The following is a 25,652-nucleotide window of genomic DNA, read 5'->3' on the forward strand; positions in this document are numbered from 1 at the left end:
GGAATTGCTCCACGGCTTGCGCTTGCCACGATGTCACGCTTAACGTCCACCCAACGAAAAGCATTGGCCGAGACACTTAATGACCCGCATCGCCGTTGGCGCCTTTCTGCACGAGACCAACACCTTCGCGCCAACCAAGGCGACCTATGAAGATTTCGTTCACGGCGGCGGCTGGCCGTCGATGGCGCATGGCGCCGATGTCCTCAAGGTGATGCGCAAGATCAATGTCGGCCTCGCCGGATTCGTCGAGGCGGCCGAAGCCAATGGCTGGGAGCTGGTCCCGACTATCTCGGCTGCCGCCAGCCCATCGGCGCATGTCACCAAGGATGCCTTCGAACGCGTCATGAAGGCGATGGTCGACGGCATCGCTGCGGCGGGACCGATCGACGCCGTCTATCTCGATCTGCACGGCGCCATGGTGACCGAACACCATGACGACGGCGAAGGCGAAACGCTTGCCCGCGTCCGCAAGGTGATCGGCAAAGACCTGCCGCTGGTCGTGAGCCTCGACCTCCATGCCAACGTCTCGCCCGAGATGATGGCGCATGCGGATGCACTCATTGCCTACCGCACCTATCCCCATATCGACATGGCCGACACCGGGCGTGCCTGTGCAAGACACCTCGCGCTGATGCTGAAGACGAAGGCGCGCTTTGCAAAAGCGTTCCGGCAACTGCCGTTCCTGATCCCGATCTCCTGGCAATGCACCAACGACCAGCCGACCAAGGGCATCTATCAAAAGCTCGCGGCGCTCGAAAGCGACGCGGTGCCGACGCTGTCCTTTGCGCCGGGCTTTCCGGCTGCGGATTTCCAGGATTGCGGGCCGAGCCTGTTTGCCTATGGAAGGACGCAAGCCGATGCCGATGCAGCCGCCGACAAATTGGTGGCGCTGGTCGAAAGCCACGAAGACGATTTCGACGGCCGCATCTATTCGCCCGATGACGGCGTGCGTCTCGCCATGGAGCTTGCAAAATCGGCAACCAGGCCGATCGTCATCGCCGACACCCAGGACAATCCCGGCGCCGGCGGCGATTCCGACACCACGGGCATGCTGCGCGCGCTGGTGCGCAACAGGGCGTCCGGCGCCGCCACCGGCGTGATCTACGATCCGGAGTCGGCCAGGGCCGCGCACGCGGCCGGCGTCGGCGCCACGGTCACGCTGGATCTCGGCGGCAAGTCCGGCATTCCCGGCGACGCGCCATACAAGGAAAGCTTCGTTGTCGAGAAGCTGTCGGACGGAAAGTTCGTGGCGACCGGCCCCTACTACGGCGGACGCGACATGGACATGGGACTGTCGGCCTGCCTGCGCATTGGTAACGTCCGCGTGGTCGTCGGCTCCTACAAGGCGCAGCTCGCGGACCAGTCGATGTACCGCTATGTCGGCATCGAGCCGACCGAGCAGAAAATCCTGGTCAACAAGAGCTCGGTGCATTTCCGCGCTGATTTCGAACCGATCGCCGAAAAATTGCTGATCTGCGCCGCGCCCGGCGCGATGCCCGCCGATACGGCGGCGCTGCCCTGGACACGGCTGCGTCCGGGCATCCGCATCAAGCCCAACGGCCCTGCCTTCACCCCATCCGCCCAATCTCGCTCAACATCTCCAGTCACGGGATAACAGACATGCCCACCATCGACCGCATCGACGGCTATGCCGAAGAACTCACCGCCATCAGACGCGATCTGCATGCCCATCCCGAGATCGGCTTCGAGGAAGTGCGTACCTCCGGCATTGTCGCGGAGAAGCTGAAGGGATGGGGCATTGAGGTGCATCGCGGCCTCGGCGGCACCGGCGTGATCGGCGTGCTCAAGGGCAAGGGCAATGGCGGCAAGCGCATCGGCTTGCGCGCCGACATGGACGCGCTGCCGATGGAAGAGAACACCAACCTGAAATGGCGCTCGACCATTCCCGGCCGCTTCCACGGCTGCGGCCATGACGGCCACACCACCATGCTGCTCGGCACCGCGCGCTATCTGGCGGAGACGAAGAATTTCGACGGCACCGTACATTTCATCTTCCAGCCCGCCGAGGAAGGCCTCGGCGGCGCGCGCGCCATGATCAAGGACGGCCTGTTTGAGAAATTTCCCTGCGACGAAGTTTACGGGCTGCACAACGCGCCAGACCTGAACCACGGTGAGATCGCGATCCTGCCGGGCCCGGCGATGGCCGGCGCCGACTTCTTCGACATCGCCATCCAGGGCTACGGCGCGCATGGCGCGATGCCGGAACGTTCCAAGGACGCGGTGGTGATCGCGACCACGCTGGCGCAGGCGCTGCAGACCATTGTCAGCCGCAACGTCGATCCCCTGAAGGCGGCGGTGCTGTCGATCACCCAGATTCACGCGGGCTCCGCCTATAATGTAATTCCCGGCGACGCCAAGCTGTGCGGCACGGTACGCGCGTTCGACGACGGCGTGCGCGCGCTGATCCGTGAACGCATGCGCGCGATCAGCGCCGGCATTGCCGCGACCTTCCAGTGCGAAATATCCGTCGATATCCGCGATGGTTTCAGCGTGCTGGTCAACGAGGAGGAGCAGTCCAGGGTGGTCGAGGCGGTGGCGAAGACCGTGGTCGATCCGGCCAATGTGTTCACGCGCTCGACGCCGAAGATGGGAAGCGAGGATTTCGCCGACATGATGCAGGTGGTGCCCGGCGCCTATTTCTGGATCGGCCATGACGGCTCGGTGCCGGTGCACAATCCCGGCTATTTCCTCGACGACAAGATCCTGCCGATCGGCGCCAGCATGTTCGCCCGCATCATTGAAACCCGTTTGCCGGTAGGTTCGCATGCATAAACCAGCCGCCGAAGAAGAGATCACCTCGCTGCACGACCTTTCCGCGACTGACCTGATCGCGGGCTATCGCGCCAAGCAGTTCTCGCCGTCGGAAGTGCTGGAGGAAGTGATTGAGCATGTCGCGGCGTGGGAGCCGCACATCAAGGCGCTCTATCTGTTCGATCCCGACGGCGCGCGCGCCGCCGCGAAGGCCTCGACCGACCGCTGGCAGAGGGGCGAGCCCGCGGGCACGCTCGACGGCATTCCGGTCACCATCAAGGACAATATCGCCACCAAAGGTCAGCCGATCCCGCTGGGTGCCGCCAGTGTCAAGCTTATACCGGCGGAGAAGGATGCGCCGCCCGCCGCGCGGTTGCGTGAATCCGGTGCCATCATCTTCTCCAAGACCACGATGCCGGACTACGGCATGCTGTCGTCGGGCCTCTCCAGCTTCCATCCCCTCACCCGCAATCCTTGGGACCTGACCAAGAATGCCGGCGGCTCCTCCTCCGGCGCGGGCGCGGCAGGCGCGGCCGGTTACGGCCCGCTGCATCTGGGTACCGACATCGGCGGCTCGGTGCGGCTGCCGGCTTCCTGGTGCGGGCTGGTCGCGCTGAAGCCGAGTTTTGGGCGCGTTCCGGTCGATCCGCCCTATGTCGGCCGCGTCGCCGGGCCGATGACCCGCACCGTCGACGATGCGGCGCTGATGATGTGCGTATTGTCGAAGCCGGACCGCCGCGACGGCATGAGCCTGCCGGCGGACAGCATCAACTGGAAGGCGCACGACAAGTCTCCGCGCAAGGTTCGCATCGGGCTGATGCTCGATCCCGGCACCGGCCAGGCGCTCGAAAAGGAAGTTCGCAACGTCGCTGTCTCGGCCGCCAAGGCGTTTGAGTCCGCCGGTGCCGTCGTGACAGAAGTCGATGGCATCCTGACGCGCGAGATGCTCGACGGGCTCGACAATTTCTGGCGCGCCCGGATGTGGGACGATCTCTCAAAACTGTCGCCCGAGCAGCGCGGCAAGACGCTGCCTTACATCCACACATGGGCCGAAGCCGCCGCGAAGCTTTCCGGCGTCGACGTCGTCAGGGGTTTTAACGCCACGATGGCGATCCGCGCCGCCGCTGCAAAACTATTCTGCGAACTGGACTACGTGATTTCGCCGGTATCGCCGGTGGTCAACTTCCCAGCCGAATTCGCCGCTCCGATCAACGATCCGGACAAGCCGTTCGAGCACATTGCCTATACCGTGCCGTGGAACATGTCTGAAAATCCAGCGATCTCGATCAATGGCGGTTACGACGCGAGGGGTTTCCCGATCGGCGTGCAAATCGTCGGCCGCCGCTTCGACGATCTCGGCGTGCTCGGCATGGCCAAGGCGTTCGAAGGCCTGCGCGGCCCGCAGCGGCCGTGGCCCTCGCCGCCGAAACAGTAGCGACATAGAGCCGTCATGGCCGGGCTTGTCCCGGCCATCCACGTCTTTACGCTCTCGATGGACAGAAAGACTTGGATGCCCGGGACCCCTAGCGGAAAACGCGCTTCGCACTTTTGCCCGGGCATGACGATGCGTTGAGCAGTCAAACAAGAACACAAAGGAAGGAACCCCATGGCGTATGAGACCATCAAGTACGAGGTCGACGAGCAGATTCTCACCATCACGCTGAACCGGCCCGACAAGCTCAACGCCTTCAACGGCACGATGCAGCAGGAACTGATCGCAGCCTTCGACGCGGCCGACAAGGACGACAATGTCCGCGCCATCATCGTCACCGGCGCAGGCCGCGGCTTCTGCGCCGGCGCCGACCTCTCCTCCGGCGCCAACACTTTTGACCGCGACGCGCGGCGCGGGCCGGTGAAGCGGCTCGCCAATGGTTCGGTCGACTACAGCGATCCCCAGGTGCGCGACGGCGGCGGCCAGGTGACGCTGCGGATCTTCAAATGCTTGAAACCCGTGATCGCGGCGGTGAACGGGCCGGCGGTCGGCATCGGCGTCACCATGCAGCTCGCAATGGACATCCGTATTGCCTCGGAGGCCGCACGCTTCGGCTTCGTGTTTTCCCAGCGCGGCATCGTGCCCGAGGCCGCGTCGAGCTGGTTCCTGCCGCGTATCGTCGGCATCTCGCAGGCGCTGGAATGGTGCTATTCCGGCCGCGTCTTCCCGGCGCAGGAAGCGCTGGCCGGCCGCCTCGTCAGCAAGGTGGTGCCGCCGGACGATTTGCTGCCGACCGCACGCGCGCTCGCCAAGGAATTCGTCGCCAAGACCGCGCCGGTGTCGGTGGCGCTGATCCGGCAGATGATGTGGCGCATGATGGGTGCCGACGATCCGATGGAAGCCCACAAGGTCGACAGCCGCGGCATCTACGCCCGCGGACGAAGCGACGACGTCAAGGAAGGCGTGGTATCGTTTTTGGAAAAGCGCCCGGCGCAATTCAAGAACAAGGTTTCCAGCGACATGCCCGACTATTTCCCGTGGTGGCAAGAGCGCGAGTATAAGTGAGCGGCCGATCCGCATCGGCCAACGCGACGCAAGACGGCGTCGTCCTGCTGCATGGCATCAGCAGGACGACGCGATCGTTTCGAAAGATGCAGACGGCGCTGGCAGACGCCGGCTTCGCCACCCTCAACCAGGACTATGCGAGCCGCCGGAAGGCGCTGGACGCGCTGGCCGAGGATATTCATCCCTCCATCCAGCGTTTTGCCGATGGCGTCGATGGCGCCGTCCATTTCGTCTGCCATTCCATGGGCGGCTTGCTGGCGCGCGTGTATATCGCGAGGCACCGGCCCAAACGTTTGGGCCGGGTGGTGATGCTCGGCACGCCGAACAGCGGCAGCGAGATCGCCGACCGGCTCAGGCATTTCAGACCTTACCGCGCCTTCTTCGGACCGGCGGGACAGCAACTCGGAACGCAGCGGAATGCAGCGGTCAGTGCGCTGTTTCCGCCGGTCGACTATCCCGTCGGCATCATCGCCGGAAATCGGTCGATCTATCCGATCACATCAGCATTCCTGCCGAAGCCACATGACGGACGGGTATCGGTGGCGAACACCAAACTCGACGCGATGGCGGACCACATCGTCATCCGCACCTCGCACCCGTGGCTGGTGCGCAATAGCGTCGCGATCGAGCAGACGATTGCATTTCTGCGGGATGGGAAGTTCGTGAGCCGCTAGGTAACGCCGTCATTGCGAGGAGCGAAGCGACGAAGCAATCCATTCTTCCGTTGCAGCACGATGGATTGCTTCGCTTCGCTCGCAATGACGGCGACGATTCTACCCCATCGTCAGCGCCACCCGACCAATCGCCTTTCGATCGATGAGAAGCCGCATCGCTTTTGCGTAATCTTCCAGCGGCAGCCGGTGCGAGACGTTGGGACGGATCTTTCCGGCTTCCGCCCATTCCGTCAGCGCCTTGATCCTGACCGCGCCGAGCGCGGGATTTCTCCGCACCGCTTCGCCGGCGCGGACGCCGAGCACACTGGCGCCCTTGATCATCAGGAGATTGGTCTTCGCAAGCCCGATGCCGCCGGTAAAGCCGATGACCAGCAGCCGTGCACCCCAGTTGATGCAGCGCATCGAGTTCTCGAACACTTCACCGCCGACGGGATCGAATACCACGTCCGCGCCCTGCCCGTCGGTGATGCGCTTGACGGCATCACGGAACGGCTCCTTGTCGTAACGGATGAGATGATCGGCACCCCTCGCCTTCGCAATCGCAAGCTTCTCGTCGCTCGAAGCGGTTGCGATCACCGTCGCGCCTAGCATCTTGCCCATCTCGACGGCCGCGAGCCCAACGCCGCCGCCCGCGCCGTGCACCAGCAGCACCTCGCCCGGCTGAATCCGCCCGCGGTCGATCAGCGCGTGATAGGCGGTGCCGTGGCCGGCCAGAAATGTCGCGCCTTCCGCGTAATCCAATGTCGACGGCAGGCGCACGAGCTGCGAGGGCGTAGCGACCGCTTCATCGGAATAGGCGCCGTGCCGCATCTTGACGATCACCCGATCGCCGACCGCGACACCCTCGGCTGCGTTGACCTCGACCACATCGCCGGCAGCTTCGACGCCCGGCGTAAACGGCAGCGGCGGCTTGAGCTGGTACTCGCCCGCCGCCATCAAAATATCCGGGAAATTAATTCCGGCGGCGCGGAGGGCGACGCGCACCTGCCCGGGGGCCAAGGGTGCGGCGGCAAATGTTTCCAGGCGCAGGCTCTCGGGCGGGCCGAGTTCGCGGCAGACGACGGCCTTCGGCATCAGGCAGCCCGCGCTTTCAGGCGCTCCAGCGCTTCGCGGATCAGCGGCATCCGGTCGTTGCCGAAATACATGTCGGTCTTGTCGACGAAGATCGTCGGCGAACCAAAACCGCCGCGCGCCATCACTTCATCGGTATTGGCCTTGAGCTGGTCCTTGATCGCCTGCTGGCCTATCCCATCGAAAAATTTGACGTGATCGACGCCGGCCTTCTTGCAGACCTCCGTCAGCACCGAGTCCTGCGAGATGTCCTTGTCGTTACCCCAATAGGCCTCGAACACGGCGGTCGCAAACGGCACCATCTCCTGACCAAGCCAGATGCAGCCGCGCATCGCTTTCACGCTGTTCACGGGAAATACCGTCGGTGGCATCTTGATCGCAAGGCCTGCCGAGTGCGCCCAGTCGGCGAGATCCTTTTTCATGTAGCGCGCCTTCAGCGGCACCGGCGTCTCGCGCTGCGCGTAGACGCTGGGGTTCACAGTATTGAAGATGCCGCCGACCAGGATCGGGCGCCAGGAGATCTCGACGCCGAGCTCCTTTGCCAGCGGCTGGATGTTATGGAAGGCGAGATAGGTCCAGGGACTGGAGCAGTCGAAGAAGAATTCGATCATGGGGTTTCCTTTTTGATTTTCAATCCTCATCCTGAGGAGCGGCGTCTTCGCCGCGTCTCGAAGGATGTAGGCCCGTCCGTGGCCTCATGGTTCGAGACGGCGCTGCGCGCCTCCTCACCATGAGGGTCTGCAATCTACTTCCTCCCCGCCATCTCCTTGGCACGCGCGCCGAACATGTTCCGCCGCGCCTCCTCGTCGAACGGCTCCTTCACGAACTTGCCGATCGCAAGGCCGGCCTGCACCTGCGGCCGTGCGCGGACGTCAGCGTACCAGCGCTTGACGTTCGGATAGTCGTCGAGCGTAAAGCCCTGCGCCTTGTGGGTCATGGTCCAGGGAAAGCAGGCGATATCGGCGATCGAGTAGTCGCCGGCGACATAGGCGCCGGTCTTGCCCAATTGAGTGTCGAGCACGCGGTAGAGCCGCGCCGCCTCGTCGCGGTAGCGCTCGATCGCGTACGGGATTTTCTCCGCCGCATAGAGCGCGAAATGGCCGTGCTGGCCGAGCATGGGCCCCAGCCCACTCATCTGCCACATCAGCCATTCCATGACGCGGGATCGCGCCCGCGTCTCCTTCGGCAGAAAGCGCCCGGTCTTGTCGGCGAGGTAGATCAGGATCGCGCCGGTCTCGAACACCGAGAACGGTCCCTGGCCGTCCGCGGGTTCGTGATCCACGATCGCCGGGATCCGATTATTGGGGCTGATCGCCAGAAATTCCGGCCTGAACTGCTCGCCGGCGCGGATGTTGACGGGAATGACCTGATAGGGAAGCCCGAGTTCCTCCAGCATGATCGAGATTTTCCAGCCGTTGGGCGTCGGCGCGTAGTGCAGGTCGATCATGGCTCCCCTTGCCTCGCCCTTCCTTGCGCCCCAGGCGGGATTTTGCTTGAAGACGCGCTTCGCGCTTTTGGGCGACTTTCGTTGTTCTGTACCTTGATCATAAGACATGGCAGACAGGCGCTCAATCAGAACCGACCGGGAGGCTCCCATGCTGTTTCCAACCACGATTGCAGGCTCCTTGCCGAAGCCGGAATGGCTGGCCGAGCCCAATACGCTGTGGGCCCCCTGGAAATCGAAAGGCGACGAGCTCGCCCGCGCCAAGCGCGACGCTACTCTGCTGGCGGTGAAGCTGCAGGAGGATGCCGGCGTCGATATCGTCACCGAGGGCGAGCAGGCCCGCCAACATTTCGTCCATGGCTTTCTGGAGAAGGTCGAGGGCATCGATTTCGCCCACAAGGTCGAGATGGGCATTCGCAAAGACCGCTACAAGGCGATGGTGCCGCAGGTGACAGCGCCGCTGACACTGAAGGGCCGCGTCCATGCCGACGAAGCCCGCGTCGCCCGCACCCACACCACCCGCAAACTGAAATTCACCCTGCCCGGCCCGATGACCATCGCCGACACCGTCGCGGACAAATATTACGGCGACAAAGTCAAGATGGCGTTCGCCTTCGCCGAGCTGCTCAACAACGAGGCCAAGGCGCTGCAGGCCGACGGCGTCGACGTCATCCAGTTCGACGAGCCCGCCTTCAACGTCTTCATGGACGAAGTCTCCGACTGGGGCATAAGAGCGCTGGAACGCGCCGCCGAAGGCCTGACCTGCACCACCGCCGTGCACATCTGCTACGGCTACGGCATCAAGGCCAATACCGACTGGAAGCAGACGCTGGGCAGCGAGTGGCGGCAATATGAGGACATTTTCCCGGCGATCGCAAAAAGCCCGATCCAGCAGGTCGCGATCGAGTGCCGCAATTCAAAGGTGCCGCTGGATCTGCTGGCGCTGCTCCCCGGCAAGGTCGTCCAGGCCGGCGTGATCGACGTCGCCAGCGACACGGTGGAAACGGCCGAGGACGTCGTGAAGGTGATCGAGGCGGTGTCGAAATTCGTGCCGAAGAGCAACATCGTCGCGACCACCAATTGCGGCATGGCGCCGATGCGGCGCGATATTGCGGAAGCCAAGTTAATGGCGCTGGGTGCGGGTGCGAGGCTGGCAAGGCAGAAGTTGGGGTAGTTCCGTCATTGCGAGCGAAGCGAAGCAATCCATAGTCTCGCGCAGGAGGTATGGATTGCTTCGTCGCTTCGCTCCTCGCAATGACGGAGTGAAACCGCTAGCCCATTGCACTCGGATGCAGCACTGGGCGATACCCCGCACTCAGCGCGCGCAACGTCGACGGCGGTGTCAACAGCACCGCGTCCTCGATCGCGCCGTCCGCCTTGCGATAGCCAGCCATCGACCATCGCAACCCCCTGCCCTGCAGGATCAGAAAATTCGCTTCGCCCCGTTGCACCATCGCGCCATCAGGCAATTGCGCCACCGGCACCGGCAGCGGATGCAGCCGCTTCCTGCCGCGCTCCAGCCGCTCGCTATGCAGTACGGCGTCCATCTCCCGCGCGCGAATATTTTTCACGCCATTGCCCTCCTCCCAGGCCGCGCGAAAACGATTGGCGTCGTCGCGGCGGCAGAAGAAGCATGGGCGATGGCCGGCGGCGAATGCGGTGGCCTCGTCGAGAAAGAACAGCTCGGTCCAGCTTCGCCCACCCATCACCTTGCGCCGCCAGCCCCGGAATTCGCAGACGCAGGTGATCCACGCCGGACTTGACCAGCGCTTCTTCAATAAGGTCCTGGTCGCGGGATCGTGGATGATGCCGCGGTTGCCGGTGAACAGGCCGCGATGCGGAGTGGCGATGATGTCGCCGGTGGGCGTGACGCGGTTTTGAAGGGGCATGAAAGGCTCAAGCCATTGCCACCACCGTCATTGCGAGGAGCGAAGCGACGAAGCAATCCATACATCTCCGCGGCGGCATGGATTGCTTCGCTTCGCTCGCAATAACGAGACCATCACCCCGCCCCGTCACGGACGGATCGGTGGCTGGAACGACAGCGCGGTGTCCCAGGGAAAATGGATCCAGGTATCCTGCGACACTTCCGTAATAAACGTATCGACCAGCGGCTTGCCCTGCGGCTTGGCATAGACGGCCGCGAAATGCGCGTCCGGCATCATCGAACGCACCAGCCGCCCGGTCTTGCCGGTGTCGACGAGGTCGTCGACGATCAACAGGCCCTTGCCGGTCCCGCCGCCGAGCTTTACCACGTCAGCCGAAACGCCCTTGAGAACCTTCAGGTCGCCCTGCTTGGTATGGTCGTAGCTGGCGATGCAGACGGTATCGATGATGCGAATGCCGAGCTCGCGCGCCACGATGGCCGCCGGCACCAGCCCACCGCGGGTAATCGCGATGATGGCATGAAACGGCCCGACCTCGTTGAGCCGCCAGGTCAGCGCCCGGCAATCCCGGTGAAACTGATCCCAGGAAACCGGAAAGGCTTTTTCCGGCGGCGGAGTGGCTTTTTCGCGCGCGGTCATGAGCGCGCTCCAGAACAATCGATCACTCCTGTCTCCCGTATTGCGAACTTCGAAACCGGATCACGCGCGAGGCTACCTCGGGATGCTTGCCAGCATCTCCTTCACCGCGGCCATCGCGGCGTTGAGCTTTTCGGGATCGCGGGAGCGGACGACGAGGTTGGTGTTCGGCTTCTTGTCCTCGTCCATGAACGGATAGCTGCCGATGATGGTGTCCGGGTGCGCATTGGCGATCTCGCGCAGCGGCCCGCCGATGTCGCCTTCCCGCGCATTGGCGCGGACCGAATCCGAGAGCATCCGCACGCCCGATTTCAGCTTGGGCGCGACGATGTCCATCATCGCCTGCATGATCGAAGGGATGCCCGCCATCACGATGACGTTGCCGAGCTTGAAACCCGGCGCCAGGATGGTCGCGCTCTGGATCAATTCGGCGCCGTCGGGCACGCGTGCCATGCGCAGCCGCGCCTCGTTCAGGTCCTGCTCGGTCCAGCGCTCGCGGAACCGCGCCACCACCTCGGGGTGATGGTCGATGCGGACGCCGAACGCTTTCGCAACGCTGTCGGCGGTGATGTCATCATGGGTCGGCCCGATGCCACCGGTCGTGAAGACGTAATCGTAGCGATGCCGCAGTGCATCAAGGGCTGCGATGATGTCGGCCTCGTCGTCGGCGACGACACGGACCTCCTTGAGGTCGATCCCGATATTGGTCAGGTACTCGGCGATGAAGCCGATGTTCTTGTCCTTGGTCCGGCCGGACAGGATCTCGTCGCCAATGACCAGAATACCCGCCGTGACGATCTCGCTCATGACTTCTCCCCACCTGTCCCCGTACCTTGCGCAAGCAACGCATTGAAGTCACGGGGGTTTGCTGCCGAAATAAGCACCCGGCAGCCTTTTTTTAGGGCAGCGCGGCCGGCTACCCACACGAAATGCCGCTGGCCAATGCATATCGCGCTGGCCCGAGCCTTGCTACCATCCCGTGAAGTCATGCACTGTGCCGCATGGCTTCGAGAGATAGTCAGGATTTATGGCAGTTGCCTTCGATGAAATGAACGGGCCCGGCGGCGACCTCCGCCCGGCCTATAGGGAGCTCTCCCGCTGGCTGAAGGAGACGCCTCCGGACGCCCTGGAATATCGCCGGCAGGAGGCGGAACTGCTGTTCCGCCGGATCGGCATCACCTTCGCCGTCTATGGCGACGCCGAAGCCCAGGAACGGCTGATCCCCTTCGACGTGATCCCGCGGATCATGTCGGCGAAGGAATGGGCGACGCTGGAAAAGGGCCTGAAGCAGCGGGTCCGCGCGCTCAACATGTTCCTGCGCGACATCTATCACGGCCGCGACATCCTGCGCGCCAACATCATTCCCGACGACCTGATCTTCCAGAACCCAGTGTTCCGCCCGGAAATGAACGGCCAGAGCGTGCCGCACGACGTCTACGTCCACATAGCGGGGATCGACATCGTCCGGGTCGACGCCGACAATTTCATCGTGCTGGAGGACAATGCGCGGACGCCCTCGGGCGTGTCCTACATGCTGGAAAACCGCGAAATCATGATGCGGCTGTTTCCGGACCTGTTCGCCCGCCACCGCGTAGCACCTGTGGAACGCTATCCCGACGAACTGCTGTCGGCGTTGCGCTCGGTGGCGCCGCTCTCGGCCTCGGCGGAGCCGACGGTCGCGCTGATGACGCCCGGGGTCTACAATTCCGCCTATTACGAACACTCCTTCCTCGCCGACAAACTGGGGATCGAGCTGGTCGAGGGCCGCGACCTCATTGTCAAGAACGATGAAGTGTTCATGCGCACCACCGAGGGCCTGAAACGCGTCGACGTGATCTACCGCCGCGTCGATGACGATTTCCTCGACCCCCTGACCTTCCGCCCGGATTCGGCGCTCGGTGTCCCCGGCCTGATGTCGGCCTATGCCGCCGGCAACATCACGCTGGCGAATGCGGTCGGCACCGGGATTGCCGACGACAAGGCGATCTATTCCTACATGCCGGAGATCGTGAAATTCTATCTCGGCGAAGAGCCGATCCTGAAGAATGTGCCGACCTGGCGCTGCCGCGAGCCGAAGGACCTGGCCTACGTGCTCGACAATTTGAGCGAGCTCGTGGTGAAGGAAGTCCACGGCTCCGGCGGCTACGGCATGCTGATCGGCCCCGCCGCGACGAAAGCGACGATCGAGGCGTTCCGCGACAAGCTCAAGCGCGAGCCCGAGGGTTTCATCGCCCAGCCGACGCTGGCGCTGTCGACCTGCCCGACCTGCACCGCCTCCGGCCTCGCGCCGCGCCACGTCGATCTCAGGCCGTTCGTGCTGACGGGCAGCCAGCACGTCACCATCGTGCCGGGCGGATTGACGCGGGTGGCGCTGAAGGAAGGCTCGCTGGTGGTCAATTCGAGCCAGGGCGGCGGCACCAAGGACACCTGGATACTGGACGAATAGAGAGCGAAATTTCCGTATGCTGTCGCGCACCGCCGAAAATCTGTACTGGCTGGCCCGCTACGTCGAGCGCGCCGAATATATCGCGCGCACCATCGACGCGACCTTGCGCGTCACCGCGCTCCCCGCCGCCTATATCGGCAAGACCAATGAGTGGGAATCGGCGCTGCTAACCGCCGGCGTCAGCGCGAGCTTCTACGAGACCTATCAGGAAGCCACCGAGCAGAATGTCGTCGAATATCTGGCGTTCTCGCCGTCCAATCCCTCCTCGATCAAGAACTGCATTGAGGCGGCCCGGCTCAATTCGCGTTCGGTGCGCACCGCGCTGACATCGGAGATGTGGGACACCATCAATTCGGCCTGGATCGAGCTCGGGGAGCTCTGGGGCAAAGGCACGTCGAGCCGCGAGGAACTGGCGCGGTTTCTCCGTTTCGTGCAGGAGACCTCATTGCGGTTCGACGGTTCGGCCTACCGGACCATGCTGCGCAACGACGCCTACTGGTTCTCGCGCCTCGGGCTACATCTGGAGCGCGCCGACAACACCGCCCGCATTCTCGACGTGAAATATCACGTGCTGCTGCCCGAGGAAGAACATGTCGGCGGTCCGCTGGACTACTACCAGTGGACCTCGATCCTGCGCTCGGTGTCAGCGCTGACGGCCTACCACTGGGTCTACCGCGAAACGCTGAAACCCTGGCTGATCGCCGATCTCCTGATCCTCAACGACACGCTGCCGCGATCGCTTGCGAGCTGCTACAGCAACCTGGTCCGCAACCTCGACCAGATCGGCGTCGCCTATGGCCGCCAGGGCGCCTCCCAGCGCCACGCCCGCGGCGTTCGCAACCGGCTTGAACACAGCCACATGGACGATATCTTCCAGCACGGCGTCCATGAATTCATCCAGGAATTCATTTCGGATAACGCGCGGCTCGGTGAGATCATCACCAAGCAGTATTTGATTTGATACATTCTCCGTCGTGGCCGGGCTTGACCCGGCCATCCACGTCTTGCTTTGAATGGGCAAAGAAAGACGTGGTGCCCGGCATCGCAGACAAGTTTACGCAGTCTGCATAGACTGCTATGGCCGGGCATGACGATCTGAATCGGGTTGAGCCATGCGCCTGCGAATTGCCCATACCACGAGCTATCGCTACGAGCCTCCCGCCTCTGGGGTGATCCAGATCCTGCGCATGACGCCCGGCAGCCATGACGGGCAATATGTCGCCGAATGGCAGATCGACGTCTCCACCGATTCCCGCCTCGACATGCATCAGGACGCGTTCGGCAACGTCACGCATGTATTGACGCACGGGCCGATCGCCGACCTGGCCATCCATGTCGAAGGCCTGATCGAGACCCACGACACCGGCGGCGTGCTGCGCGGCACCGACGAGCGGTTCCCGCCAAGCCTGTTCCTGCGCTCCACCGCGCTGACCGAAGTCAATCCGGCGATGGCGACGTTTGCCCGCGAGCTGCGCTCGGAATCCGACGGCGACGTGCTCGGCTTCCTGCATGCGCTGATGGTGCAGATCAACGAGCACATGACGTTCGACGAGGACCCCACCAATTCAGGCACGTCGGCGGCGGAAGCTTTTGCGCTCAAGCGCGGCGTCTGCCAGGACTACGCCCACATTTTCATCGCCTGCGCGCGCTCCGGCGGCGTTCCGGCGCGCTTCGTCTCCGGACACTTCCTGCGTTCCGACGGTACCATCCACCAGCAGGCCGGCCACGCCTGGACGGAAGCTTACGTGCCTGACCTCGGCTGGGTCGGCTTCGATGCCGCCAACGGCATCTGCACCACCGACGCGCACGCCCGTGTCGCCATCGGGCTCGACTATCTCGGCGCCGCGCCGGTGCGCGGCACCCGCTATGGCGGCGGCGCGGAAACGCTGACGGTGGCGGTCAAGGTCGAACAGGCCGGACGTCCCGGCCAGTGGCAGAGCCAGTCGCAGTCGTAGGGCTGCTTGTAGATTCGTAGGGTGGGCACGCTGCGCGTGCCCACCATTAAACATTGAGATCGTGGAGATATGGTGGGCACGCTTCGCTTTGCCCACCCTACAGATTATCTATCCAGCCACACATCCTCGAAGCGCAGGTTGTTGTACTGACTGTTGTCGTGCGGCCGGAAATTCTTCACATGAGGCTGCCAGCAATTGCCGGCCGACGAGTGCAGGATGATCGGCCGCGCCGCGTCCTCGACCAGCAGCCGCTCGATGTCCCAGACCATTTTCCTGCGCTTTTCCTTGTCGAGCTCGCTCGATTGCGCCGCCAGCAGCCGGTCGACCTCGGCATTGCAATATTGCGTGTAGTTGCGCTCCGACTTGCAGGAATAGTTCTCGACGATGTTGCCGTCGGGATCGTCGACGCTGACGCCAGTGACGTTCAGTCCGATCGTGTAGTCCTTCTTCGCCAGCCGCGCGTACCAGCGCGGGGTGTCGAGAATATCGAGCTCGCCCGTGATGTAGATCTTCTTGAGCTGGTCGGTCAGGATCACCGCGGGATCGCGATAGGTCGGCAGGTTCCGGGTCTGGATCTTGATCTGCAGCGGTTTGGCGTCGCTGTAGCCGAGCTTCTGCATGATCGCCTGCGCCTCGGCGATGTTCCTTTCGCCATCCGGACCGTAGCCGGTCAACGCAGTTACCATTTCCGGCGGCATGCCCCATTCGCCTTCGGGCTTGGCCAGCATGGCCCCGCCCATCCGCGCCAGCCCCTCCATCAGGATGGTGTTGAAGGGCTTGCGGTCCAGCGCCAGTGACATCGCCTTTCGGATATCAGGATTGTCGAACGGCGGATTGACGCGGTTGACCATCAAATTGATCTGGGTTCCCGTCGCGGTCGTCTCGCAGATCGCGTGCGGCGCGCGTGCCTTGATGTCCTTCAGGGGAACGCTGACGTCGGAGGGAAAGGTGATGTCGTATTCGCCGGTGGCGAACGCCAGCATGCGCGTGGCGCGGCTGTCGATCATCCGGAACGTGATCTCGTCGAGATACGGGCGATCCTTCTTCCAGTAATCGGGATTGCGCACCAGGCGAACCGACTCGCCGCGCTTGAATTCGACAAACTTGAACGGCCCGGTACCAATGGGCTTGGTGCGCATCACCTGTTGCGGCACATGACAGGGATACACCGGCGAAAACGCGCTCGCGAGCAACACCGGCAGGCTCGGCTGCGGCTCGCTCAACTCAAAGGTCGCCTCGTAATCGCCGTTGACGCTGACGTCCTGCAGCTTGGTGTACCAGACTTTTCGCGGATTGCGCTTGAAGTCCTGGGTCTCGGTCTTGCCGATCAGCATCCGCCAGGTGCACTGCACGTCCTTGGCGGTGAACGGCTGGCCGTCGTGCCATTTCGCGCCCTGCCGCAGCTTGAACGTCAGTTTGGTGTTGGTGGAATCCCACGACCAGCTTTCGGCCAGATCAGGAATGACAGTGTCGATGCTCTCATGAACCTTGGCCGGATCGAACACGACAAGGTTGTTGAAGATCGCCGCAAACGGCGTCACCGAGGCAATGGTCGCTTCCTCGTGCAGCGAGGTCGAGGGCGGATTGTCGTTGTGATAGAGGCGGAGCGTGCCGCCTTTTTTCTGCGCGGCGGCGGGGCTTGTGGCAACCAGTGCGACGCAAAAAAGCGTCATGAGAGCGGCCTGTAACCTGCCCGGCAAGTCGCTGGTGCGCATTCAGCCTCCCAATGTGTTTTCTTTTTCTATAGAACTGCGAGGGATCGAAGGTAGCGCAGGGGACAGGCCATGTCAGCAGGTGATAAGATTTTTGCGGGCTCGATTCCGGAAAACTATGACCGCTATATGGTTCCGCTGATCTTCGAGAGCTACGCCCGGGATATATCGCACAAGGCATCAGCACTTTCGCCCAAAGCCGTGCTGGAAACGGCGGCCGGCAGCGGCGTCGTGACGCGTGCGCTGGCGCCAAGGCTTTCGCCCGATGCCCGTTACGTCGCAACCGACCTCAACCAGCCGATGCTCGATTATGCCGCCACGCGGCAGGGCCGGGATGACCGCATCAGCTGGCAGAAGGCAGATGCGCAGGCGCTGCCGTTCGAGGATGCGGCCTTCGACCTCGTTTGCTGCCAGTTCGGCGTGATGTTCTTTCCCGATCGTCCGTCCGCCTATCGCGAGGCCCGGCGCCTGCTCAAGCCGGGCGGATGTTTCCTGTTCAACGCATGGGACCGCATCGAGGAAAACGTGTTCGCCGACGACGTGACGAACGCGCTCGCGGAATTTTTCCCAGACGATCCGCCGCGCTTCATGGCACGGATTCCGCACGGCTATCACGACACGGCGCTGATCCGCAGTGATCTGGCGAAGGCGGGCTTCTCGAACGTGACGATCGAGACCAAAGCAGAGCAAAGCCGCGCGCCCTCCCCGCGTGATCCCGCGATCGCCTATTGCCAGGGCACCCCGCTGCGCAACGAGATCGAGGCTCGGGGTGCCGAGAAGCTCGAGGCGGCAACCGACCATGCCGCCGCCGCCATCGCGCGCAAGCATGGCAGCGGCGAGGTTGTCGCCAAGATCCAGGCGCATGTCATTCTGGCGCGGGCCTAGAACTCGCCGGGCGGCGTTGTTGAGGGCGGATCAGTATTCGCAGCTTCGGTAGTTCGAAGCCTCGCAAGCCTGCGCCATCTGCTGGGCCTGCGAGATTTCGCCCGGCGTCATGGTCTTGGAGACGTCACGCAGGCCAGCCTTCGCCTTGGCATCGCCACGCTTGGCGGCAAGGCTGAACCACATGAACGCGCGGGCCGGGCTCTGCGCCGTCCCCTCGCCCTTGCGGTACATCAGCCCGATCTGATTCTGCGCCTTCGGATTGCCCGCTTCCGCCAGCGGACGGAACAGCCGGATCGCCGGCACATAGTCGCCGCGGTTATAGGCCACCATGCCGTCTTCCCATGGGCCGGCCTGGGCGCCAGCGGTGCCCCCCAGCAGCGTAGCCGCGATAGCGCCAATCAGAACTGGTTTCCGCATGCCTTCCCCCGCCCATGGATGCGACGGCTTTTTTACCCCGTTCGGCGCATGCCGCGCCACGGGAATGGGGGTTGGACGCCCCCTTGAAATTGGTTACTAGAGCCTTGTCGGTTCTGATTGCATCAGAACCGGGCTCTAGTGTCTTGTTTGACGCGTTTTCTTCATGCGAACCGGTACCCACTTCGCTTGAAAACGCTATGGTTTGGCGCCGAAAAATTCGGGCACGTTCGGGGATCGGGAATGACCTATTGTTGCGGAATTCTGGTGCGGGACGGTCTCGTCATGATCGCGGATACCCGCACCAATGCCGGGCTCGACAACGTCTCGACCTTCCGCAAGCTCCATATTTTCAGCAAGCCCGGCGAGCGCATCATGGCGATTGCCAGTGCCGGCAATCTGGCGATCAGCCAGTCGGTGCTGTCGACATTAACCGAGGGCATCGAAGACCCCAACACCGGCGAGATCGAGACGCTGATGAACGCGCCGACCATGTTCCAGGCGGCGCAGCGCATCGGGCGGGCGATCCGCCTGGTCCACGCCACCGAAGGCCCGGCGCTGCGATCCGAAGACGTCAGCTTCGACGTCTCCTTCCTGTTCGGCGGACAGATCAAGGGCTCGCGGATGCGGCTGTTCATGGTCTACACCGCCGGCAATTTCATCGAATGCACCACCGACACCCCCTATTTGCAGATCGGCGAGCACAAATACGGCAAGCCGGTGCTCGACCGCGCGATGCACTACGACGTCGAACTGTATGAGGCGCTGAAGACCGGCTTGATCTCGATGGATTCGACCATGCGGTCCAATCTCGGCGTCGGCTTGCCGATCGACGTGCTGGTGGTGCGCGCGGATGCCTGCGAGGCCGATCTCAACCACCGCATCGAGGCGGGCGAGCCGTATTTCCATGACCTGCGCTCGCGCTGGTCGGCGGCGCTGCGCGCGGCGCACCAGAATATTCCGAGACCACCCTACAAATCCGAAACAGAAACAAAAAACTGAAGGCGAGGAAGCAATGGCCGACGCAACAAACAAGATCGCAATCGTAACCGGTGCCGGCACCGGCGTCGGGCGCGCCGCATCGCTGGCGCTGATGAATGCAGGATTTACCGTGGTGCTCGCCGGACGCCGCATGGAGATGCTGGAAGAAACCAAGAAGCTCGGCGACAATATCGGCAAGAGCCTGTGCGTTTCCGCCGACATGACCAACCCCGGCTCGATCGCGGCGCTGTTCGCCAAGGTGAAGGACACCTATGGCCGGCTCGACGTTCTCTTCAACAATGCCGGCATGGGCGCGCCGCCGGTGAATTTCGAGGATCTCAGCCTCGAACAGTGGCAAGCGGTGGTAAACACCAACCTCACCGGGCCATTTTTGTGCACGCAGCACGCCTTCCGCATCATGAAGGACCAGAACCCGCGCGGCGGCCGCATCATCAACAACGGCTCGATCTCGGCGCACGCGCCGCGGCCGTTCTCGGCGGCCTATACCTCCACCAAACACGCGATCACCGGCCTGACCAAGGCCTCCAATCTCGACGGCCGCATGTACGATATCGCGGTCGGCCAGGTCGACATCGGCAATGCCGCGACGCCCATGACGGACCGCATGGTCGCCGGCCCCGGCGTGATGCAGCCCGATGGCACGATGAAACACGAGCCGCGCATGGACGCGAAGGCGGTCGGCGACGCGGTCGCCTACATGGCCAGCCTGCCGTTAGATGCCAACGTGCTGTTCATGACGGTGATGGCGACAAAGATGCCGTTCGTGGGGCGGGGTTGAGCCGCACCCACGACCGTCATTGCGAGGAGCGTTAGCGACGAAGCAATCCATGCCTCTTCGATTGGAGAAGTGGATTGCTTCGCTTCGCTCGCAATGACGGTTGAGGGACGCGAAGCGCCCTACTCCAGCCGCTCCACCTTCCGCAGCGCCGGGAACAACTTCATCCATAGCAGCGCGATCGCTATCGTGCCGACGCCGCCGAGCACCGCGGCCGGCATGGTGCCGAACAGCGCCGCAGTGACGCCACTCTCGAACTGGCCGAGCTGGTTGCTGGCGTTGATGAAGAGGAAATTGACCGCGCCGACCCGGCCGCGCATCTCGTCGGGCGTCGAGAGCTGCACCAGCGAGAAGCGGATCACCACGCTGATCGTGTCGGCGGCGCCGAGGGCCGCCAGCGCCAGCACCGACAGCCACATCCATTGCGACAGCGCGAACACGACCGTTGCCGCGCCGAACACGATCACGGCCTGGAACATGCGCAATCCGACATGGCGATTGATGCTGTGGCGGGCCAGCACCATGGTCATCAGCAGCGCGCCGACCGCGGGCGCGGCGCGCAGGATGCCGAGGCCGAGCGGGCCGGTCTGCAGGATGTCGCGGGCATAGATCGGCAACAGCGCCGTGACGCCGCCGAGCAGCACGGCGAACAGGTCGAGCGAGATGGTGCCGAGGATCGCCGGATTGTTGCGGATGAAGCGGACGCCGGCAAATACATCGTCGGCTGTCGCACCCGGCTTCGCAACCTCCTGCTTCTCCGTATGGATAAAGCCGGTAAGAACCGCGCCCACCAGCCAGAACACGACGATGACGAAGTAAGGCAGACTCGGCGCCAACACATAAGCCAGCCCGCCGAGCGCAGGTCCCGTGATGGTCGCGACCTGGGCTGCGCCGGAGGAGATCGCGGTCGCGCGCTGCACCGAGCCTTTGGGCGCGATCAGCGGCAGCAGCGCGGCCGTGGCGGGGCTCTCGAAGGCGCCGGCGATACCGATCACGAAGGTGGCGATGAATATCTGCGCCACGGTGAGCCAGCCGGCAAAGGTGCTGACGGCCAGAAACAGCGCCGTCGTCGCTTCCGCGATCTGGCAAAGCTGCACCACCCGCTTGCGCTCGAACCGGTCGGCGGCGTGGCCGGCGACGAAGACAAGCAGCGCCGTGGGCAGGAATTGCACCAGCCCGACCATGCCGAGCTGGAAGGCGCTGCCGGTGATGTCGTAGATCTGCCAGCCGATCGCGACCGCCACGATCTGGCTGGCGAAGCGCGAAAGGCTGCGCGACAGCAGGAAGAACAGAAACGGCCCGTGCCTGAGCAACTCGCGGGCGCCCACCGGCATCGTCGAGGACATGGAGAGACGGGGTGGCCGAGCGGGATGCAGATGTCAACGGGCAGGCCCGCAACACGGCATTGCGCAGCCGCCCGGCGCTGGCATAATCGCTCCCGGGGTTGGCGGGGGATTCATGCTGCACCTGCAATCGGGGTTTGGCGTGCTGGCGTTGCTGGCGATCGCATGGGCGCTCAGCGAGAACCGGCGCGCGGTTTCGCTGCGGCAAATGGCGGTTGGGCTTGCCGCCACCGTTATCACCGCGCTGGTGCTGCTCAAGCTGCCGCCGGTGGCAAAGGCGTTCGGCGCCATCAACGACGCCGTCAACACGATCGCGGCGGCCACCCGCGCCGGCACCTCCTTCGTGTTCGGCTATCTCGGCGGCGGCGCCCTGCCCTTCGACCTCAAGGCGCCGGGCGCGGATTTCATCCTGGCATTTCAGGCGCTGCCGATTGTTTTGGTCATGAGCGTTCTGACGACGCTCTTGTTCTACTGGCGCGTGTTGCCGCCGATCGTGCGCGGCATGGCATGGCTCTTGGAGCGTACGCTCGGCGTCGGCGGCGCGGTGGGCCTGTCGACCGCGGCGAATATCTTTCTCGGCATGGTCGAGGCGCCGCTGTTCATCCGCCCCTATCTCGCGCAGCTCACGCGCAGCGAATTGTTTTTGGTGATGACCGGCGGCATGGCCGGCATCGCCGGCACCGTGCTGGTGCTCTACGCCACCTTCCTCGCTCCGCTGATCCCGGACGCGGCTGCGCATTTTGTCATTGCATCGGTGCTGGGCGCGCCCGCGGCCATCCTCGTTAGCCTGATCATGGTGCCGGAGACTTCGGACAAGCGCACGGGCGGGTCATTGGAAGACCCCGACATGCATGCCTCCTCCACCATGGACGCCATCGCCAAGGGTACCACGGCGGGACTTGAACTCCTCCTGAACATCATAGCCATGCTGCTGGTGCTGGTGGCGCTGGTCTACCTCGCCAATGCCGTCCTCGGGCTGTTGCCCGAAATCGGCGGCGCCAAAATTTCGTTGCAGCGCCTGCTCGGCTACCTGATGGCGCCGGTGTGCTGGCTGATGGGCCTGCCTTGGCCGCAGGCGATCACGGCGGGCAGCCTGATGGGCACCAAGACCGTGCTCAATGAACTGATCGCCTATCTCGATCTTTCAAAACTCGGCATGGATGCGCTCGATCCACGCTCGCGGCTGATCATGCTCTATGCGATGTGCGGCTTTGCCAATTTTGCGAGCCTCGGCATCATGATCGGCGGCCTCGGCACGATGGCCCCGGAGCGTCGCGAGGAGATCAATGCGCTGGGGTTGAAGTCGATCGTATCGGGCACGCTGACGACGTGTTTGATGGGGGCGATCGTGGGGGTGATGACGTAAAACTCTCGCCGTCATTCCGGGGCGGTGCGAAGCACCGAGCCCGGAATCCATTGGGCGACATGCGCAAGTGGCGAAGTAGATTCCGGGTTCGCGCTACGCGCGCCCCGGAATGACGGCGAGAGCTAATTCGCCAATTCCACCGTCTTGAACTCCGCCGGCAAAATCACTTCCAAGAGTTCGACGTCGTCGGAATAATCCATGATCAGGTGCTTGATGCGCGGCGGCTGGGTCCAGGCGCTGCCTTCCTTCATCAGCGTCTCGCCCTGGCCTTCCATGTAGGTCTTCACCCAGCCCTTTAGCACGTAGACCATCTGGAATTCGACGTCGTGGTAATGCAGTTTTGAAACTTCCGCCGGATTGCACGGGCCGATCAGGCGGATCACATGCGCCTGGGCCAGGCCGTGGGTCGCGTCCGCGATGCCGAGGTCGCGGTAATGCGCGTAAGCGCGCAGGCCGTCGGCCTTGAAATCTTCTTCACGGTGATGGCTGATGGCGATGCGCTGCTTCGGCCGCGCCTTCCTGGCCGGTTTTGACTTGGCTGCCGCAACGCCCCTCGCCTTCGACGTGATGGCCTTGCGGGCTGAGGATTTGGCTGCGGTCTTGTGGCCCGACCATTTCTTCTTCACGGCGGGCTGCGCTGCGGCGCGCGACGCGACTTTCTTCTTGGCCATGGGTGCCTCCCTTCTTGTCTGTGGCGGGAGGCTAACACAGAATTTTTTCGTAGAGTGGGCAAAGCGCAACGTGCCCACCAGCGCGAGCTGAGTGTCAGATGGTGGGCACGACGCAAGCGCCTTTGCCCACCCTTGTATCTCAATCAATGCAGCCTGAACACGCCGTCGACCGCGCGCAGCTCGGCGGGCTTGATCAGCCTGGAATGCGCGACGGTGACAGAATACAGCGGACCATCAAGCTTTTCCTGCCAGAAGGCGAGGAAATCCTTCAGCGCCGGGAATTTCGGAAACAGATCGTAATTCTGCCAGACATAGGTCTGCAGCAATGACGGATGATCGGGCATCCGATACAGGATTTGCGCCGTCGTCAGCCCGTAACCCAGCACCTGCTTCCGGAAATCGTCGGAAGCAACTCCAACCCGCGAGACCATGCCAAACCTCCATTGCTGGAAGCGCATTTCACGTGGTGGCCACACACCGAGCCACCCCGGCGGAGATGCGCTCACATGAGAGAAATGTGACGCACGATACCAACCCATCACAAGCCTAAATGTTTAATGATTTGTTGAAAATTCACGCGTTAGCAGCAGCTTACCGCATGTGCTAATACGAGGTCCAAAGACCGTCGCCCGCCGATTAATCATGATTAACGAAATTGGCAGGCGACATATTTGAGTGCCAATTTTTCTGCTAGAAGCCCTTGTCCCCCGAACAAGACTGGCTTATGTCCACCGCAGCCGAGCTGGCACTCGCCTGCCCGGACTGCCAAAATTTCAGAATCTGACAACATCTTCAGAAACTTAGGAGGACTGCATGAAATTCCGTCCGCTTCACGACCGCGTCGTGGTCAAGCGCATCGACGCCGAAGAGAAGACTGCTGGCGGCATCATCATTCCGGACAGTGCCAAGGAAAAGCCCTCGCAGGGCGAAATCACCGCCGTGGGCCCGGGTGGCCGCGACGAAGCCGGCAAGCTGATCCCGATCGACCTCAAGGTCGGCGACCGCGTGCTGTTCGGCAAGTGGTCGGGCACCGAGGTCAAGATCGACGGTGAAGATCTCCTGATCATGAAGGAGTCCGACATCATGGGCGTGCTCGACGTCCCCGCCGGCACCAAGAAGAAGGCTGCCTAAGCGCTTCGCCTGCCACGCTCACCCTGAGGAGCGCCCGCAAGGCGCCTCCCCGACAGGGTGAGAGACAAGCATCAACTCAGGGAAATCCAATATGTCAGCTAAAGAAGTCAAATTCGGCGTCGATGCCCGCGACCGCATGCTGCGCGGCGTCGACATTCTCGCCAACGCCGTCAAGGTGACGCTCGGTCCCAAGGGCCGCAACGTCGTCCTCGACAAGTCGTTCGGCGCTCCCCGCATTACCAAGGACGGCGTCACTGTCGCCAAGGAAATCGAACTCGAAGACAAGTTCGAGAACATGGGCGCGCAGATGGTGCGCGAAGTCGCCTCCAAGTCGGCCGATGCTGCCGGCGACGGCACCACCACTGCGACCGTGCTCGCGGCTGCGATCGTCCGTGAAGGCGCCAAGTCGGTTGCCGCCGGCATGAACCCGATGGATCTGAAGCGTGGTATCGACCTGGCGGTGGAAGCCGTGGTCGCCGACCTCGTCAAGAACTCCAAGAAGGTCACCTCGAACGAGGAAATCGCCCAGGTTGGCACCATCTCCGCCAACGGCGACGCCGAAATCGGCAAGTTCCTGGCGGATGCCATGAAGAAGGTCGGCAACGAGGGCGTCATCACGGTTGAAGAGGCCAAGTCGCTCGAGACCGAACTCGACGTCGTCGAGGGCATGCAGTTCGACCGCGGCTATATCTCGCCCTACTTCGTCACCAACGCCGACAAGATGCGCGTTGAAATGGACGACGCCTACATCCTAATCAACGAGAAGAAGCTCTCCTCGCTGAACGAACTGCTGCCGCTGCTCGAAGCCGTTGTGCAGACCGGCAAGCCGCTGGTCATCGTCGCGGAAGACGTCGAAGGCGAAGCTCTCGCCACCCTCGTCGTCAACCGTCTGCGCGGCGGCCTCAAGGTTGCCGCCGTCAAGGCTCCGGGCTTCGGCGATCGCCGCAAGGCCATGCTGCAGGACATCGCCGT

General features: G+C 63.2%; 26 protein-coding genes. 15 read left to right on the top strand and 11 right to left on the bottom strand.

The window, feature by feature from the left end; genetic code table 11:
* The first annotated feature begins 79 nt into the window (after window positions 1-79).
* The 5 genes from JQ624_RS27795 (at window position 80) to JQ624_RS27815 (ending at window position 5,943) form a co-directional block, all read left to right on the top strand.
* Window positions 80-1,615, top strand: coding sequence for a M81 family metallopeptidase (locus tag JQ624_RS27795; RefSeq protein WP_212422086.1), 1,536 nt, complete (start codon window positions 80-82; stop codon window positions 1,613-1,615).
* 5 nt (window positions 1,616-1,620) lie between these two features.
* Window positions 1,621-2,793, top strand: coding sequence for a M20 aminoacylase family protein (locus tag JQ624_RS27800; RefSeq protein ID WP_212422087.1), 1,173 nt, complete (start codon window positions 1,621-1,623; stop codon window positions 2,791-2,793).
* Window positions 2,786-4,207: an amidase gene (locus JQ624_RS27805; protein ID WP_212422088.1), complete on the top strand. Its 1,422-nt coding sequence runs from the start codon at window positions 2,786-2,788 to the stop codon at window positions 4,205-4,207. The genes JQ624_RS27800 and JQ624_RS27805 overlap by 8 nt, the downstream gene beginning before the upstream one ends.
* A gap of 171 nt (window positions 4,208-4,378) precedes the next feature.
* A complete protein-coding gene (locus tag JQ624_RS27810; protein ID WP_212422089.1) occupies window positions 4,379-5,269 on the top strand; it encodes a crotonase/enoyl-CoA hydratase family protein in 891 nt (296 codons plus the stop codon).
* Window positions 5,266-5,943, top strand: coding sequence for a triacylglycerol lipase (locus tag JQ624_RS27815; protein ID WP_212422090.1), 678 nt, complete (start codon window positions 5,266-5,268; stop codon window positions 5,941-5,943). Before JQ624_RS27810 ends, JQ624_RS27815 begins: the two co-directional genes overlap by 4 nt.
* 99 nt (window positions 5,944-6,042) lie before the next feature.
* Here JQ624_RS27815 and JQ624_RS27820 read toward each other — a convergent pair whose 3' ends face one another.
* The 3 genes from JQ624_RS27820 to JQ624_RS27830 all read right to left on the bottom strand — a co-directional run bounded on the left by JQ624_RS27820 (window position 6,043) and on the right by JQ624_RS27830 (window position 8,461).
* On the bottom strand, window positions 6,043-7,017 hold the full coding sequence (locus JQ624_RS27820) for an NADPH:quinone oxidoreductase family protein (RefSeq protein ID WP_212422091.1): 975 nt from the start codon (window positions 7,015-7,017) through the stop codon (window positions 6,043-6,045).
* Window positions 7,017-7,625: a 2-hydroxychromene-2-carboxylate isomerase gene (locus JQ624_RS27825; RefSeq protein WP_212422092.1), complete on the bottom strand. Its 609-nt coding sequence runs from the start codon at window positions 7,623-7,625 to the stop codon at window positions 7,017-7,019. The genes JQ624_RS27820 and JQ624_RS27825 overlap by 1 nt, the downstream gene beginning before the upstream one ends.
* A gap of 134 nt (window positions 7,626-7,759) precedes the next feature.
* Window positions 7,760-8,461, bottom strand: a complete 702-nt coding sequence (locus JQ624_RS27830; protein WP_212422093.1) for a glutathione S-transferase N-terminal domain-containing protein — start codon at window positions 8,459-8,461, stop codon at window positions 7,760-7,762.
* 148 nt (window positions 8,462-8,609) lie between these two features.
* On the opposite strand from JQ624_RS27830, the gene JQ624_RS27835 reads away from it, so the two are divergent.
* Window positions 8,610-9,632: a methionine synthase gene (locus JQ624_RS27835; protein ID WP_212422094.1), complete on the top strand. Its 1,023-nt coding sequence runs from the start codon at window positions 8,610-8,612 to the stop codon at window positions 9,630-9,632.
* Between the two features lie 97 nt (window positions 9,633-9,729).
* Here the strand turns inward: JQ624_RS27835 and JQ624_RS27840 are convergent, their stop codons facing one another.
* The 3 genes from JQ624_RS27840 to JQ624_RS27850 form a co-directional block, all read right to left on the bottom strand.
* Window positions 9,730-10,347, bottom strand: coding sequence for a hypothetical protein (locus tag JQ624_RS27840; protein WP_212422095.1), 618 nt, complete (start codon window positions 10,345-10,347; stop codon window positions 9,730-9,732).
* A 126-nt stretch (window positions 10,348-10,473) separates the two neighbouring features.
* The gene (gene gpt, locus JQ624_RS27845; RefSeq protein WP_212422096.1) at window positions 10,474-10,983 is read right to left on the bottom strand and encodes a xanthine phosphoribosyltransferase; all 510 of its coding nucleotides are present in this window, start codon (window positions 10,981-10,983) and stop codon (window positions 10,474-10,476) included.
* 72 nt (window positions 10,984-11,055) lie between these two features.
* Window positions 11,056-11,787: a molybdopterin-binding protein gene (locus JQ624_RS27850; protein WP_212422097.1), complete on the bottom strand. Its 732-nt coding sequence runs from the start codon at window positions 11,785-11,787 to the stop codon at window positions 11,056-11,058.
* Between the two features lie 220 nt (window positions 11,788-12,007).
* On the opposite strand from JQ624_RS27850, the gene JQ624_RS27855 reads away from it, so the two are divergent.
* From JQ624_RS27855 to JQ624_RS27865, 3 genes are all read left to right on the top strand, one after another.
* A complete protein-coding gene (locus tag JQ624_RS27855; RefSeq protein ID WP_212422098.1) occupies window positions 12,008-13,426 on the top strand; it encodes a circularly permuted type 2 ATP-grasp protein in 1,419 nt (472 codons plus the stop codon).
* 16 nt (window positions 13,427-13,442) lie between these two features.
* The gene (locus JQ624_RS27860) at window positions 13,443-14,387 is read left to right on the top strand and encodes an alpha-E domain-containing protein (RefSeq protein ID WP_025589449.1); all 945 of its coding nucleotides are present in this window, start codon (window positions 13,443-13,445) and stop codon (window positions 14,385-14,387) included.
* A gap of 151 nt (window positions 14,388-14,538) precedes the next feature.
* Entirely contained in the window at window positions 14,539-15,381 is an 843-nt protein-coding gene (locus JQ624_RS27865) for a transglutaminase family protein (protein WP_212422099.1), read from the top strand.
* 104 nt (window positions 15,382-15,485) lie between these two features.
* Here the strand turns inward: JQ624_RS27865 and JQ624_RS27870 are convergent, their stop codons facing one another.
* Entirely contained in the window at window positions 15,486-17,096 is a 1,611-nt protein-coding gene (locus JQ624_RS27870) for an ABC transporter substrate-binding protein (RefSeq protein ID WP_249130126.1), read from the bottom strand.
* Window positions 17,097-17,165: 69 nt separating this feature from the next.
* Between JQ624_RS27870 and JQ624_RS27875 the strand changes: the two genes are divergently transcribed.
* Complete coding sequence (locus JQ624_RS27875) at window positions 17,166-17,978, top strand: class I SAM-dependent methyltransferase (protein WP_212422100.1); 813 nt, start codon at window positions 17,166-17,168, stop codon at window positions 17,976-17,978.
* Window positions 17,979-18,008: 30 nt separating this feature from the next.
* Here JQ624_RS27875 and JQ624_RS27880 read toward each other — a convergent pair whose 3' ends face one another.
* Complete coding sequence (locus JQ624_RS27880; protein ID WP_212422101.1) at window positions 18,009-18,395, bottom strand: tetratricopeptide repeat protein; 387 nt, start codon at window positions 18,393-18,395, stop codon at window positions 18,009-18,011.
* A gap of 240 nt (window positions 18,396-18,635) precedes the next feature.
* On the opposite strand from JQ624_RS27880, the gene JQ624_RS27885 reads away from it, so the two are divergent.
* A complete protein-coding gene (locus JQ624_RS27885; RefSeq protein ID WP_212422102.1) occupies window positions 18,636-19,394 on the top strand; it encodes a proteasome-type protease in 759 nt (252 codons plus the stop codon).
* Window positions 19,395-19,407: 13 nt separating this feature from the next.
* Complete coding sequence (locus tag JQ624_RS27890) at window positions 19,408-20,172, top strand: SDR family oxidoreductase (RefSeq protein ID WP_212422103.1); 765 nt, start codon at window positions 19,408-19,410, stop codon at window positions 20,170-20,172.
* A gap of 119 nt (window positions 20,173-20,291) precedes the next feature.
* On the opposite strand, the gene JQ624_RS27895 is transcribed toward JQ624_RS27890, so the two are convergent.
* Window positions 20,292-21,515 (bottom strand): MFS transporter, encoded by a 1,224-nt coding sequence (locus tag JQ624_RS27895; protein WP_212422104.1) that lies wholly within the window; start codon window positions 21,513-21,515, stop codon window positions 20,292-20,294.
* 112 nt (window positions 21,516-21,627) lie between these two features.
* Between JQ624_RS27895 and JQ624_RS27900 the strand changes: the two genes are divergently transcribed.
* On the top strand, window positions 21,628-22,878 hold the full coding sequence (locus JQ624_RS27900) for a NupC/NupG family nucleoside CNT transporter (RefSeq protein WP_212422105.1): 1,251 nt from the start codon (window positions 21,628-21,630) through the stop codon (window positions 22,876-22,878).
* Between the two features lie 122 nt (window positions 22,879-23,000).
* On the opposite strand, the gene JQ624_RS27905 is transcribed toward JQ624_RS27900, so the two are convergent.
* Together JQ624_RS27905 and JQ624_RS27910 are read right to left on the bottom strand one after the other, a co-directional pair.
* On the bottom strand, window positions 23,001-23,549 hold the full coding sequence (locus JQ624_RS27905) for a cupin domain-containing protein (protein WP_212422106.1): 549 nt from the start codon (window positions 23,547-23,549) through the stop codon (window positions 23,001-23,003).
* Between the two features lie 143 nt (window positions 23,550-23,692).
* Entirely contained in the window at window positions 23,693-23,980 is a 288-nt protein-coding gene (locus JQ624_RS27910; protein ID WP_212422107.1) for an usg protein, read from the bottom strand.
* 382 nt (window positions 23,981-24,362) lie between these two features.
* Between JQ624_RS27910 and JQ624_RS27915 the strand changes: the two genes are divergently transcribed.
* Both JQ624_RS27915 and groEL read left to right on the top strand, forming a co-directional pair.
* Window positions 24,363-24,680: a co-chaperone GroES gene (locus JQ624_RS27915; protein WP_212422108.1), complete on the top strand. Its 318-nt coding sequence runs from the start codon at window positions 24,363-24,365 to the stop codon at window positions 24,678-24,680.
* Between the two features lie 91 nt (window positions 24,681-24,771).
* Window positions 24,772-25,652: chaperonin GroEL (gene groEL, locus JQ624_RS27920; RefSeq protein WP_212422109.1), on the top strand; the 881-nt coding region annotated here is incomplete at its 3' end.

The organism is Bradyrhizobium sp. AUGA SZCCT0283, assembly GCF_018130385.1.
Taxonomy (GTDB): Bacteria; Pseudomonadota; Alphaproteobacteria; order Rhizobiales; family Xanthobacteraceae; genus Bradyrhizobium.